This window comes from Planococcus glaciei, from assembly GCF_900099655.1.
Lineage (GTDB): Bacteria > Bacillota > Bacilli > Bacillales_A > Planococcaceae > Planococcus > Planococcus glaciei.
On sequence record NZ_FNDC01000005.1, the window covers coordinates 93,629 to 108,030 of the forward strand.

At 49.7% G+C, this 14,402-nt stretch carries 9 protein-coding genes; all 9 read left to right on the forward strand.

Annotated elements, in window-relative coordinates:
• Nucleotides 1-35: 35 nt before the first annotated feature.
• The 9 genes from BLQ32_RS08380 to nagE all read left to right on the forward strand — a co-directional run bounded on the left by BLQ32_RS08380 (nucleotide 36) and on the right by nagE (nucleotide 14,363).
• Entirely contained in the window at nucleotides 36-1,373 is a 1,338-nt protein-coding gene (locus tag BLQ32_RS08380) for a gluconate:H+ symporter (RefSeq protein WP_074509999.1), read from the forward strand.
• Nucleotides 1,374-1,615: 242 nt separating this feature from the next.
• Nucleotides 1,616-2,464 (forward strand): MurR/RpiR family transcriptional regulator, encoded by an 849-nt coding sequence (locus BLQ32_RS08385; protein WP_036802085.1) that lies wholly within the window; start codon nucleotides 1,616-1,618, stop codon nucleotides 2,462-2,464.
• A 506-nt stretch (nucleotides 2,465-2,970) separates the two neighbouring features.
• A complete protein-coding gene (gene murQ, locus BLQ32_RS08390; protein ID WP_074510000.1) occupies nucleotides 2,971-3,855 on the forward strand; it encodes an N-acetylmuramic acid 6-phosphate etherase in 885 nt (294 codons plus the stop codon).
• A 25-nt stretch (nucleotides 3,856-3,880) separates the two neighbouring features.
• Nucleotides 3,881-5,260 (forward strand): PTS transporter subunit EIIC, encoded by a 1,380-nt coding sequence (locus BLQ32_RS08395; protein WP_036802222.1) that lies wholly within the window; start codon nucleotides 3,881-3,883, stop codon nucleotides 5,258-5,260.
• Nucleotides 5,261-5,496: 236 nt separating this feature from the next.
• A complete protein-coding gene (locus tag BLQ32_RS08405) occupies nucleotides 5,497-6,564 on the forward strand; it encodes a DUF871 domain-containing protein (RefSeq protein ID WP_074510002.1) in 1,068 nt (355 codons plus the stop codon).
• Between the two features lie 204 nt (nucleotides 6,565-6,768).
• Entirely contained in the window at nucleotides 6,769-8,406 is a 1,638-nt protein-coding gene (locus BLQ32_RS08410; protein ID WP_074510003.1) for a serine hydrolase domain-containing protein, read from the forward strand.
• Nucleotides 8,407-8,424: 18 nt separating this feature from the next.
• Complete coding sequence (locus BLQ32_RS08415) at nucleotides 8,425-10,527, forward strand: glycoside hydrolase family 3 protein (protein WP_074510004.1); 2,103 nt, start codon at nucleotides 8,425-8,427, stop codon at nucleotides 10,525-10,527.
• A 20-nt stretch (nucleotides 10,528-10,547) separates the two neighbouring features.
• Nucleotides 10,548-11,807 (forward strand): exo-beta-N-acetylmuramidase NamZ family protein, encoded by a 1,260-nt coding sequence (locus BLQ32_RS08420; protein WP_074510005.1) that lies wholly within the window; start codon nucleotides 10,548-10,550, stop codon nucleotides 11,805-11,807.
• A 648-nt stretch (nucleotides 11,808-12,455) separates the two neighbouring features.
• The gene (nagE, locus tag BLQ32_RS08425) at nucleotides 12,456-14,363 is read left to right on the forward strand and encodes an N-acetylglucosamine-specific PTS transporter subunit IIBC (RefSeq protein ID WP_074510006.1); all 1,908 of its coding nucleotides are present in this window, start codon (nucleotides 12,456-12,458) and stop codon (nucleotides 14,361-14,363) included.
• Nucleotides 14,364-14,402 lie beyond the last annotated feature (39 nt).

Here is a 14,402-nt window from a genome sequence, read left to right on the forward strand (position 1 = left end):
ACGGGTTTTTTGTTTTAGAATAGGTGGGAATAGGAATGGAATGGTTTATTGATAAGCTGCCGATTATCTCGGTAGCGCTGGGCGTAGCCTTGCTGTTGTTCTTGAACATGAAAGTGAAACTGAACAGTTTCCTTGCGTTATTGATTTCTGCAATTTTTGTCGGAATTTTAAACGGCCTCAGATTGCCGGATGTCATCGAATCAATCAAAGCCGGCTTCGGCGGGACACTCGGAAGTTTGGCATTGATCATCGGACTGGGTGCCGTACTCGGTAAGTTGATGGTCGACTCTGGAGCTGCCCAGCGCGTAGCTTCTACCTTGTTGAAGAAATTCGGTGTGAAGAACATCGAATGGGCAATCCTGATCGTCGGCGGAATCTTCGGGATTTCCGTGTTCTATGAAGTCGCGTTCATCATTTTAGCGCCGCTTGTCATCAGTATTGCAATTGAAGCAAAAGTTTCATATATGCGCCTTGGAATCACGATGGTTGCTGCGGCCACAATGGCCCATAGCCTATTCCCGCCACAACCTGGCCCGACCGCACTTGTTGCAGCATACGGCGCAGATATGGGGATGGTGTACATACTCGGCGTCGTGGTATTTATCCCGGCAGTTATTGCCGCAGGTGTCATCTTGCCGAGATTGCTGCGCAATCTGGACAAGCCGGTTCCACCTCTTTTGAAAAAGCCAAAAGAATTCAGCGACGATGAAATGCCTGGATTTGCCATCAGTATTTTGGTTCCGTTATTGCCAGCAATCATTATAACCAGTGCAACAATCATCAATTACTTTATCGTAGAAGGTTCTTTGACGCACGACATCGTTAACTTCATCGGCAGTGCCGAAATCAGTTTGCTTTTAGCTGTGCTGGTTGCGATTTATGTATTCGGCCTTCGCCGCGGACGCAAAATGCATGAAGTTATGGATTCGTTCTCAAGCGCCATCCAAAGCATCGCGATGATCATCCTGATTGTCGGTGCCGGTGGTGCCTTCAAACAAATCATCCTGGATTCCGGCGTCGGCGATTTCATCGCCGGCATGATGCAGAATACCAGCGTTTCGCCGCTTATTATGGCGTGGCTCATTACCGCCATTCTGCGCATTGCAACAGGTACAGGCGTGGTATCCGCTATTACCGCTGCAGGAATTGTTGGTCCACTAATCGATACTTTTGATGTAAACCCGGTATTGATGGTGCTCGCAACAGCTGCCGGAAGCAACACGATTACACATGTCAACGATGCTTCGTTCTGGCTGTTCAAAGAGTACTTCAACTTATCGATCAAAGAAACATTCAGAACATGGGGCCTTCTGCTGTTGACCACTTCTCTGGTCGGTCTTGGCGTGGTTCTATTGCTCAGCTTGTTCATTTAATAAAGAGGCCCGTTCTGCTCCAAGCAGAACGGGCTTTTTATCTTGTTCTTAAAAACCGGACGGTTCTAAATTACGTTGAAAGTTTAGGAGTCATCTCATGGAAGAGAGGGACCCGGAAACTTAAAAGCTGGATTTAAAAACAGGAGCGTGCAGGAAGTTCTTGATTGCGGGAAAAATCATTCTCCTATAATATTCAATGAAAGTGGCACACACCATAACAAAAAGCAGTTGGGAGATATGCAATGAAATCGTTACTTACAAAAATTGAACTCGACCTGGAGCAATTGTCGGCAGCGGAACGGCGCATCGGCGAATACATCATCCAGCAGCCGGATGCCATTCCGCATATGACCACAAAAGAACTGTCGGAAAAAGCGGGCGTGAGCGAAGCGACCATCATCCGCTTCTGCAAATCGATCGGCATGGGAAGCTTCAAATCCTTCAAATTGGCGCTCATGAAAGACCTGACCCTGACCGATACGAACCTGACGGACTTTTCGGTGCTTCAGCAGAAAGATTCCCCATATGATTTATTCCATAAAGTCATCCACGTCAACAAGTCGGCCATTGAATCCTGTTCAGATTCGATGGACCGGAAAGAATTGGTGAAAGCGGTCGAAGCGATGAAAGATGCGAAAAAAATCGTCTTTTTCGGCGTCGGCGGTTCTTCGACGGCGGCTGTGGATGCCCAGTACAAATTCATGCGGCTCGGCTATCAGTCCATCACTTCGCTGGATTTCCATTACATGCTGTCATTGATTCCGCATCTGACGGAAAACGACGTGTTTGTCGCAATTAGCATGTCGGGGCGGACAAAAGACGTGCTGGAACTGTCGCGCTTTGCGAAAAAAAGAGGCGCAAAAGTGATTGCCATTACGAACTTGAACAAATCGCCGCTTTATAAAGAAGCGGACATCCGGCTGTGTACACCAAACGTTGAACAGGATTTCCGGAGCGGCAGCATCGCTTCCCGGATGACCCAACTCACCGTGGTCGACACCCTTTATATGAGCGTTTTCCACCACCTCGGCGAAAAAGTGCTGCAGCAGTACTACGACGCCCGCAGTGAGATGGAAAGTTTGAGAAGGTAAAGAGAGCTGAGAAATCAGCTCTGAGCTTGTAGACAAAAGAATTTTTATACTTGAGAGATGAATTAACATACAACTGGACATTCCGGATCCTCCGTTTCAGCCGGACGCGTTCCGCGGGCTCGCGCCGAACTAACTCGGAACTAGCGTTCCAAGTGGATTTCGGCACTTCGCTATCCCGCAGGAGTCGCCGGCTTCCACTCCGGATCCTAAACATGAAGGCTATTAAGCGGCGCCGCTTTTCCTCATAAAGATGTTTGTTTAAACTTGAAATTGGATTCAATTCACATTCACTAATGAATCAAAGAGAAGCTCCAACCGGTCCAGTTGGTTTTATGCATCACTATACATCTCATCTAGATTTTGTCTACAGTTTGAGAGCTGAGAAATCAGCTCTTTTATATTTTTTATTTATGAAATTAAAATTCATAATTTAGATAATTTATATTGACATGGAATTTCTTAAGGGTACAATAAAGTCAAGAAATAACCAAATAAAGGATGAGCCGATGTTAGAGAATTTGTCTACAGAGAAAAGAAATGACGACACGATGAAGCTGGATGAAATGTCGACGCTGGAAATCCTTGAAACGATGAACCGGGAAGACCAGACGGTTCCAGGTGCGATTGCCAAGGAGATAGACCGCATTGAACAAGCGGTGCAAGCAGTGATCAAATCGTTCCATGCTGGCGGCCGGCTGATTTATGTAGGGGCAGGCACAAGCGGACGTCTTGGCATTTTGGATGCAGTGGAGTGTGTACCGACTTTTGGCGTCTCGCCGGATGTCGTGCAAGGTTTCTTAGCGGGTGGAATGGAAGCGTTCACAATGGCTCAAGAAGGAGTGGAAGACAACCCGTCTCTTGCCAAGGAAGAATTGAAAAAAGTTTCCTTAACGGAAAAAGACACGGTGGTCGGCATTGCAGCAAGCGGCAGAACGCCTTATGTAATCGGGGCGCTGGAGTATGCAAGTGAAGTAGGCGCGAAAACGGTAGCCATTTCCTGCAATACGGAATCGGAAATCAGCCGGTATGCGCAAATTGCGATTGAAATCGAGACAGGTCCGGAAGTCTTGACCGGTTCTACGCGTTTAAAAGCCGGAACGGCCCAAAAGCTCGTATTGAACATGATTTCAACAGCTTCGATGATCGGCGTCGGCAAAGCTTACGGAAATTTGATGGTGGATGTGCAGGCGACCAACAAAAAACTGATTGAGCGTTCGAAGCGTATTATTATGGATGCTACGCAAGTGGATTATGAAACAGCGGAGCGTTTTTACGAAAAAGCTGATCGCCATGTCAAAACGGCCATCGTCATGATTTTATTGGATTGCTCAAAAGAAGAAGCGGCTGAGAAGCTGGAAACAGCTGGCGGTTTTGTAAGAAAAGCTTTATAACACAATGGGAGAGCGGGGGGACAGTATGAAAAAAGAACAAAAAATGGCGCAGGATATTCTTAAGCAAGTCGGGGGAAAAGAGAATATCCAACGGGTAGCCCACTGTATGACGCGTTTGCGGTTGTCGCTGAAAGACGACAGCAAAGCGAATATCAATGACTTAAAACGAATTGACGGCGTAATGGGCGTCGTTGAAGACGACACGCTTCAAATCGTGGTAGGACCCGGAACGGTCAATAAAGTCGCAGCTGAAATGAGCAATGAAACAGGGCTTGCAATCGGGGAAGAAGCGGCTGTCAACGAAGGCGATATGGATTTCAGCGAAAAAGCGGAACTCGACCGCGAAAAAATGAAGCAAAAAAACAAAACGCCGTTCAAGATGTTTTTGCGCAGAGTCGGCAATATCTTTATTCCGCTGATTCCTGGTTTGATTGCTTCGGGGATTATCAACGGTGCAGCGAACTTCGCTAAAAACGCCGGAGTGGATGAAACAGCAACGTATATGCAGATTTTATTGCTGCTGGGAAGCACGGTCTTTACATACTTGGCTATTTTAGTCGGTTGGAACACAGCGAAAGAATTCGGCGGTACGCCGGTGCTTGGTGCAATTGCCGGGGGTATTTTGTTCAATCCGTTATTGGCGGATATTACGATTTACGGGGAACCGCTCGTCGTCGGGCGCGGCGGATTGTTCGGAGTCATTTTTGCAGCTTGGCTGATGACTTTTGTTGAAAAGAAAGTGCGTTCTGTCATGCACAGTTCGATTGATATTCTTTTTACACCATTAATTACGGTTCTTGTAGTTGGATTTATTTCTTTGTATGCGATTGTTCCAGTTGCCGGTGTATTGAGCGACATCATTACTACCGGGTTGATTTCAGCGCTTGATGTCGGCGGAGTGGTAGCCGGCGGCGTCTTGGCAGCATTCTTCCTGCCGCTTGTTATGCTCGGGCTTCACCACGGGTTGACGCCGATTCACGTGGAATTGATGAACACGTTCGGCAGCACGGCGTTATTGCCGATCTTGGCAATGGCAGGTGCGGGGCAAGTCGGCGGCACGATTGCCATTTACGTGAAAACGAAAAACCAGCGTTTACGCAATATCATCAAAGGCGCATTGCCGGTTGGAATCCTTGGAATCGGAGAGCCGTTGCTGTACGGTGTCACCTTGCCGCTTGGGCGTCCGTTCATCACCGCTTGTATGGGTGCAGCATTCGGCGGTGCCTTCCAGGCAGTGATGCACACGGCGGCGCAAGGCATCGGCGTATCGGGCATCTCCTTGATCCCACTGATCGCTGACAGCAAGTACATCTGGTACTTCCTGGGGCTCGTTGTTTCGTACGTCTTTGGATTTATCTTCACGTATTTGTTTGGATTCAAAGAGAGAATGGCAGAAGGGATCTAGAAAAGCGGAGGCGGCCATCTAGCCCCGACAAGCGCTGGAGGGTTTGGCAGGAATGGCGTACTTTGCCATTCAAGACAAAACCGAAGCGACCTCGAGGGGCTGGCCGCTGGAGCTGGACACTAGAAAAGTGAAAGCGGCCCTTCATATACTACACACCATGAAAAACATAAGAGTAAGACAACCAAAAAGGGAGAACCAGTTCTCCCTTTTTTTCTTTAGCCAAAAGGAGGAATAGCATGCGCGGCATATCAGTTTATTTAGGAGAAGGCTCGCCGAAAGACCTCGAGCCATATATTCAAAGGGTCCGAAAGCTCGGATTCAGTGCAATTTTCACGTCGCTGCACATCCCGGAAGAAGACCCGTCGTTGTATAAGGAAAGGCTGCGGGAGCTGGGAGTACTGGCGCGGGCATACGACATGGAATTGATGGCGGACATTTCGCCGAAATCGCTGGGGCATCTCGGATTCACTTGGGACAATGCTGAAGGCTTAGTGGAATGGGGAGTCACCGGGCTCCGGATCGACTACGGCATCAAAGAGGACACGATTGCTGAGCTGTCTGGGAAAATGAAAATCGCCTTGAATGCCAGCACCTTAACGCAAGAAGGATTAGCACGTTTAAAAGCAGCTGGCCTTCGGACAGAAGCGGTTGAAGCTTGGCATAATTTCTATCCGCGGCCCGAAACCGGGTTGGATACGCAAGATTTCTATGAAGTAAATGAGTGGCTGAAAAGCGAAGGCTTGGCGGTCATGGCCTTTATACCGGGAGATGGCAAGCGCCGGTGGCCTTTATTCGAAGGACTGCCCACTTTGGAAGAGCATCGCAGCGTTTCGCCATTTGCGGCGTATGTGGCATTCGAAAAAAGCGGGCTGGTGGATAAGATTTTGGTGGGCGATATCACACTCAGCGAAGAAAGCCTGGCGCAATTCGCTGCTTATGAGCAAGGTGTCCTCCAATTGCGTGCAAAGAAGCTGACCGAAAATCAGGCTTTGCTAGAAACAGCCGGTCTGGTCCAAACCAACCGGATGGATGCGGCAAGAGACTGCGTCCGTTCGATGGAGTCAAGGGAATACGGCTTGTTCGGCACATGGCAGCTGGCACCGGAACACACCATTGAACGGCCAACCGGCAGCATTACAATCGACAATGAACGCTACGGCCGCTACAAGGGCGAGATGCAAATCACAAAAAGAGACTTGCCGGCAAACAATAGGGTCAATGTCATTGGAAGAGTTCTGCAGGAAGATTTAACATTGCTCAAGCATGTAAAATCCGGAGTGAAATTTCAGTTAATATGGGTATAAAGAAGAATTTTAATTTCTAATTTTCTTCCTCCAAAAGGCGTACTTCTGCCCCTGAACCTGAGCAAATATAAACGGAACGAAAAATGGAAAGCGCAAAATCCATTTAAAGACAGAGCTATTGGGGCATGGGCAATAAAAGAATTGTCAGATAATATTGGACAGTAGAGGTAAATAAATACAAAAAAGAATAAGGGGAGGAAAGAAATGAAAAAAAGAACGAAGCTCAAAGTCCTGTCGTCTGCCTTGGTTTGTTCGCTTGCTTTCACATCTGTTCTCGCTTCACCGGCAATGGCGGCTCCGGCGAACCAGTGGAACCAACCGGGTCCGATGTCGCCTGTACTCCATCCGGGTTCAGTGAAAGGGGCGGGCATGATCCAGGAACCGCTGGACCGTTTTGACACTGAAATTGAAAGCGCTTTAACGGCGAAGACAACGCCGGGTGCGGTCGCGTTTGTCGCCCGAAGCGGGCATATCGTTAAGCACGACGCGTATGGTTATGCATCTCTGTACGCCGACGACCAGTTTACTCCGGTGGACAACCCGATTGAAATGAAAGAAGACACGATTTTTGACTTGGCTTCCATCAGCAAAATTTTTACGACGACTGCGGCGATGAAGCTGTACGAAAAAGGGCATTTTAAACTGGATGACCCGGTGGCTCTGCACCTTCCTCAATTTGCAGAGAACGGCAAAGAAGCAGTCACCATTCGCCAGCTCATGACGCACACGTCCGGGTTTATCGCCTGGGTGCCGCTCTATCAGCAAGGAAAGACGCGCGAAGACCGCATCGAATACGCGCTGCGCTATCCACTGGCCAATCAGCCGGGCACCCATTACACATACAGCGATTTGAACTTGATTACGCTCGGGGCATTGATCGAGAAATACTCCGGCAAACGGCTTGATCAGTTTGTAAAAGAGGAAATTACGGACCCGATCGGCATGAAAGACACCATGTACAACCCGCCTGCGTCGTTGAAAAACCGCATCGCGGCAACGGAATACCAGCCGGCGCTTGGGCGCGGCATGGTATGGGGGGAAGTCCACGATGAAAACGCCTGGTCCTTGGGCGGTGTTGCGGGACATGCCGGTGTTTTCTCTACAGCTTCGGATCTGGCGAAATTCGCCCATATGTTTTTGAACAATGGCAAATACGGCGGCAAGCGGATATTGGAACCGGAAACGGTCCGGCTGCTTGAAACCAACCAGATTCCGGAATTTCCGGGAGATGACCACGGGCTTGGCTGGGAACTGAACCAGGGTTGGTACATGGACGCGTTAGCAGATTCAGCGGCATTCGGTCACACCGGCTACACGGGCACAAGCATCGTCATCAACCGGAAAAACAACACGATTGCCATCCTGTTGACGAACCGCGTGCATCCATCGAGAAGCACGATTTCGACAAACGGCATCCGCCGGGCATTTGCCAGATCGGTAGCGGACACCATTTCAGCTCCGGTGCCAAAACATCAGGAGGCTTGGTTCTCGGGCTACGGCGATAAATTAAACAATGAAATGCAAGTCGCTGTTCCGGCGGGCGCCACTGCAGCCTCATTCGATTCATGGCATCGTCTGGAAGCCAACTCGGATTTCGGTTTTATTGAAACGTCTTCGGATGGTGTGAACTGGACGCAAGCGGCTGCTCCTCTTACGGGTGAAAGCGGCGAATGGGGACGCACTTCAATCGAATTGCCGGAAGGTACGAAGCATCTTCGCTTCCGTTACCAAACCGACGCTTCCGTTAATGGACGCGGCTGGTACGTCGGCAATATCCAGATAGACGGCAAACGGATCCAGCCGAAAGCGGAAAACAACAACTGGACTGTACGCAGCAATTAAGTTAGAGGGGGATAGAATATGAAAAAAATTCATAAATTATTGGTTTTGCCGCTGGTGATCGCCGCCTTGGTGGTTTCTTCACTGGCAGCCGGCGCAGGAGCAGCAAAAGCGCAAAATTCTGCGGCCGATTTGGTGATTCTTCAAAACGTGCCTGAAGTCGAAGTCGACAGCAGCGGGGAGCTCACATTAAAAGCCGTGCATTTGTATGAAGACGGCCACTTTTTGGGGGCTTCGGAAGGATTGGAATGGAGTTCGACGAATAAAACCGTAGCTTCTGTAGACGCGGAAGGTACTGTAACGGTTCTTGGAAAACCGGGGAAAACGTTTATCACAGTAACCGACGGCAGCTACACGGATCGAATCGCCGTGCAGGTGAAGCCGGATGGGTCCGCTAAAACCGGCAAAGGCAAACCGCCGGTAAAGGTGTCGGTAATTAAAAGCGGCGGAGAGCGCTACAACTTGATCGAAAAAGCAGTAGCCGGCATGACGATGGAAGAAAAAGTCGGCCAGATGCTGATGCCGGATTTCAGAAACTGGAAAGGGCAAAACGTCACACAGCTGCTTCCGGAAATTGAACAGCTGGTGAAGCAATACCATCTGGGCGGCGTCATCTTGTTCCGTGAGAACGTTGTGACAACCGAACAAACGACAAAACTTGTCTCGGACTATCAGGAAGCGGCAGAAAAATACGGCCTCTTGATGACGATTGACCAGGAAGGCGGCATCGTGACGCGTCTCCAGTCCGGAACCGATATGCCGGGCAGCATGGCGCTGGGAGCGACGCGCTCTGCAGAAATTACGGAGAATGTCGGGAACGCAATTGGCGAAGAGCTTTCCGCTCTTGGCATCAACATGAACTTTGCCCCGTCATTTGATATCAACAACAATCCGGATAACCCGGTCATCGGCGTCCGTTCATTCGGCGAAAATCCGGAACTGGTCGCAGAACTGGGAGTGGCTTATACGAAAGGGCTGCAGGCATCCGGAACAGCTGCAACTGCGAAGCATTTCCCGGGACACGGTGACACAGCGACCGATTCCCATATCGGCTTGCCGGAAGTGCCCTATGATTTGGAACGATTGAAAGCAGTTGAACTGTACCCGTTCCAAAAAGCGATGGAAGCGGGCATTGATGCCATCATGACCGCGCACGTGACGTTCCCGAAAGTGGACGGCACGAAAGTCATTTCGAAAAAAGACGGCAGTGAAATCACGTTGCCGGCTACGCTCTCACACAAAGTACTAACAGAATTGATGCGGGATGAAATGGGCTATGAAGGCGTCATTTTCACCGATGCCTTGAATATGCAGGCGATCGCCGATCATTTCGGACCGGTTGAAGCCGTGATCCGTGCGGTCAATGCCGGAAGCGATATCGTCCTCATGCCGGTTGGGCTTGAAAGTGTCGCAAATGGCTTGTACGAAGCAGTCCGTTCAGGAGAAATTTCCGAAGACCGCATCGAAGCTTCAGTCAAGCGCATCCTGGCATTGAAATTAAAGCGCGGCATTGTGAAAGAAGAAACACCGAAGCCGGTTGAAGAAAAAGTAGCGAATGCGCTGCAGGTGGTTGGCTCGGAAGAACACCAGCAAGTGGAACGTGAAGCATCGGAAAAATCCATCACGCTTGTGAAAAATGAAGGCGTCTTGCCGCTGGCACCAAATCCCGAAGATTTAGTGGTGGTTGTCGGAAATGCCTATTCCGATGAGTTGTACGCAGGATTGAAAGCGCGCCATGGCAACACCATCTGGATTCAAAAAGATAATTTATTGACCGAGCAGGAACTGGCCCAAGTCCAAGCGGCAAAAGCAGTGGTAGTCGGAACGCGTACATCCACCGTATCGCAGCGTTCGCCGAACAGCGGTCAAATGAAAATGGCCAACCAGATCATTGCCTCTACCGATGCACCGGTCATTGCAGTCGGCATCCAAAATCCATACGACATTATGGCTTATCCGGAAGTGGATGCGTATTTGACGCAATACAGCTTCCGAACAGCAAGCTACGAAGCGATGGCTTCAACGATTCTAGGGCAATTGTCGCCAACCGGAAAATTGCCGGTAACCATTCCGGATCTCTCAGGTGGCACATTGTATGAATACGGACACGGACTGACATACTAAACGGATAGGGAGAGATGACTTTGAAAAAATGGATTGTAATGCTGCTCACCGCCATGCTCGTTTTATCTACACTTTCGATCGCATTCGCCAATCATGACAACGGCAACGGCAAATCGAAAGACCGCGGCAAAGGCAAAAAAGACCAATTTGCCATCGGGATTGAAGTGCTGCTGGAAGACCAGAAACACTTGATTGAAGGGAAAAACGTCGGGTTGATCACCAATCCGACCGGCGTGGACAAAGACTTGAACAGCATCGTGGACCTTTTGCATAATGATCCCGATGTGAACTTGACGGCCTTGTACGGGCCGGAACACGGCGTGCGCGGCGATGCGCAGGCTGGGCAATACGTGGAATTCTATAACGATGAAGTGACCGGCCTTCCGGTTTACAGCCTATACGGCTCTACCAGAAAACCGACACAGGAAATGCTCGAAGGCGTTGACGTGCTGCTGTTTGACATCCAGGACGTCGGCACTCGTTTCTATACGTACATCTATACGATGGCGCTAGCGATGGAAGCGGCCAAAGAAAAAGGCATTCCGTTTATCGTGCTTGACCGTCCGAACCCACAAGGCGGCGTTAAAGTGGAAGGGCCGGTGCTTGATCCGAAATTCGCTTCATTTGTCGGCCAATACGCGATCCCGCTTCGCCACGGCATGACGGTCGGCGAACTGGCTGGACTGTTCAATGAAGAATTCAACATCGGTGCCGACCTGACCGTCGTCAAAATGAAAGGCTGGAAGCGGAATATGTTCTACGATGAAACCGGGCTGGAATTTGTCGCCCCTTCACCGAACATGCCGACACTTGAAACGGCACTTGCTTATCCGGGCACTGCTTTAATTGAAGGCACGAACGTATCGGAAGGCAGAGGCACAACCAAGCCGTTCGAATACATCGGCGCACCATTTATCAACAGCACCGAACTGGCAAAAGAATTGAATGCGCTGGAATTGCAGGGCGTCGCTTTCCGGGCAGCCTCGTTCACACCGGCATTCTCGAAACACTCCGGCAAACTGTCGCACGGCATCCAAGTCCATATCACGGACCGTGACGCATACCTGCCGGTTGAAACCGGACTCCACATCGTCAAAACGATTTACGATCTGTATCCGGGCGAAGTTACATTGACTGCGTTCTTCAACAACTTGATCGGCAACGACTGGATTGCCCAGGGCATCAAGGATGGCATGACCGTTGAAGAAATGAAAAAACAATGGAAACCGGAACTGAAAGAGTTCGAGAAAGTCAGAAAGAATTACTTGCTGTATAAATAGGAAGCTATAATTTCATAATCGATATTCCGCAAACCAGCTGCGCTTGCCGCGGACGAGCGCCAAGCCTCCTCAGTCGCTTCGCTCCCTCCGGGGTCTCGGCTGTCTCGCTTTCCCGCAGGCGTCTCCGCTGATTTGCTCCATATCTAGAGAGGAAATCAATAAAAGAATGCCTCATTTATCACTCTCTATAACAAAAATAGCTCTGTATCAGAAGAATAAACAGAATGAAGCGGAAAGTGGCGAGGACAAACACTGTGCTCCTGCATCGCTGCGCTAGCTTCGTCGCAAACAAGTCTGCTTTGCAGCCTTGTTTCCTGCGGGAGCAGCGCGAGCTGGAGCCACTGGACTGAGCGCAGCGAGGGAAGCGGCGGAGGCCGTGCCCGCGGAAAGCGTCCACTTGGAGCGAAATGATTAAGGCAGTTGAGAGTTTCTCGACTGCCTGAGGAGTTGTCCCCTAATCTAGGGGATAGCTCCTTTCTCTTTTTAGCGGAGCTGTTCTTAAAGAGGTTTTATAATGAGTATCTAGTTTACTGATGTAAAAAAGAAAACGCATACATTTTTTTGCTCAAATCACTAAATTGGTATAGACATCTATACATATTAACTCTATAGTAAAAATTAAGACTAAGAAAAAAGAGGTGGATTCACTTGTTCAGTTTTCTGCAGAAAATAGGGAAATCATTGATGTTCCCGATCGCAACATTGCCGGCAGCGGCTTTGCTTTTGCGGTTTGGCCAGGATGACTTGCTCGGCATTCCGTTCTTATCGGCAGCCGGTGCGGGAATCATCGACAACCTTGCCATCATTTTTGCCATCGGCATCGCTTTCGGGCTTGCCCATGACAGCAACGGCGGGGCGGCTCTTGCGGGTGCCATTGCTTATCTCGTATTGACTTCAGCGATTGTCACAATCAATGAATCAATCAATATGGGCGTATTTGCCGGAATCCTTTCCGGGATTGTCGGCGGGCTATTATACAATAAATTCTATAACGTGAAATTCCCGGCCTGGCTCGCGTTCTTTGGAGGGCGGCGCTTTGTTCCAATCATAACTGCCGCCACCATGACGGTGCTGGCAGGGCTATTAGGCTACGCATGGCCGCCGATCCAGGATTTGATCGACAGTGCAGGCGACTGGATTTTAAACGCAGGCATGTTCGGGGTAGGGGCTTATGGTTTCTTCAACCGTTTGCTGTTGCCAACAGGCCTTCACCACGTCATCAACACGATTGTCTGGTTTGATTTTGGTACATTCACGGACGCGACTGGAGAAGTCGTGCGCGGTGAGATCAACCGTTTCCTAAAAGGGGATCCGACAGCGGGGCCGTTCCTTTCCGGTTTCTTCCCGATCATGATGTTCGGGCTTCCGGCAGCATGTTTGGCTATGTATGCGGCAGCTAAAAAAGAACGCAAAGCGATTGTTGGCGGGATGTTGTTCAGTATCGGTTTCACGTCATTCCTTACAGGGATCACTGAACCGATCGAATTCTCCTTCATGTTCTTATCGCCATTGTTGTATGTTGTCCATGCTTTATTGACAGGCGTATCGATGATGATCGCTTATGCACTTGATGTCCATCACGGCTTCGGGTTCTCGGCAGGCGCCATCGATTTCGTCCTGAACTACGGGCTGGCACAGAATCCGCTGGTGCTCTTGGTTATGGGACTTGGAACCGGTGTCATCTACTTTGCCATTTTCTACTTGCTGATTGTCAAATTGGATCTGAAAACGCCTGGGCGTGAAGATGAAGATGCAGAAGACGGCAACGCAGATACAGGCAATAAAGGAATCGACATCCGTGCGTACCACACGATTGAAGCATTGGGCGGCGCGGATAACATCGCAGCAGTTGATTATTGCACAACGCGCCTTCGCATGTCTGTGAAAGATGCAGACCGGGTAAATGAAAAAGAATTGAAGCGCCACGGGGCAATGGGCGTTATGAAAGTGAATAAAACAAACGTCCAAGTGGTCATCGGAACAGCGGTTGAATTCCTGGCAGACGCCATGAAGAAACGTTTGGCCAATGGCAACCCGGCACCTGAAAGTTTGAACGTGCCGGAAGAAGAAATGTCTACAGAACCTGAAATGGTGAAAGCGATCCGTGCAGAAGACTTTGGCATGCCGATTGATGGAGACATCATCCCATTGTCCGAAGTGCCGGATGAAGTGTTCGCCAAAGCGATGATGGGGCCAGGATTCGGAATCGTGCCATCAGGAAACACGCTTCATTCACCGGTTGACGGCCGCGTAGTGACGGTTTTCCCGACGAAGCACGCCATCGGCATTGAAACGGATACCGGCATCGAAATCCTGATCCATGTAGGGCTCGATACGGTCAAACTGAACGGCGAAGGTTTTGAAACCCTAGTGGAACAAGGCCAGCTGGTTCAGCGCGGAGATGCATTGCTGAAAATGGATCTGACTTACCTTGGAGCCAACGCACCTTCAGTAGTTACGCCGGTTATTTTCACCAACTTAACGGGCCAGGAACTGGAAATGCTGAAAAAAGGTTCTCAAAAACAAGGCACTGTTTCCATTCTTAGAATTCAATAAACGAAAAAACAGTGGAGCTCACCCCTCCACTGTTTGCAG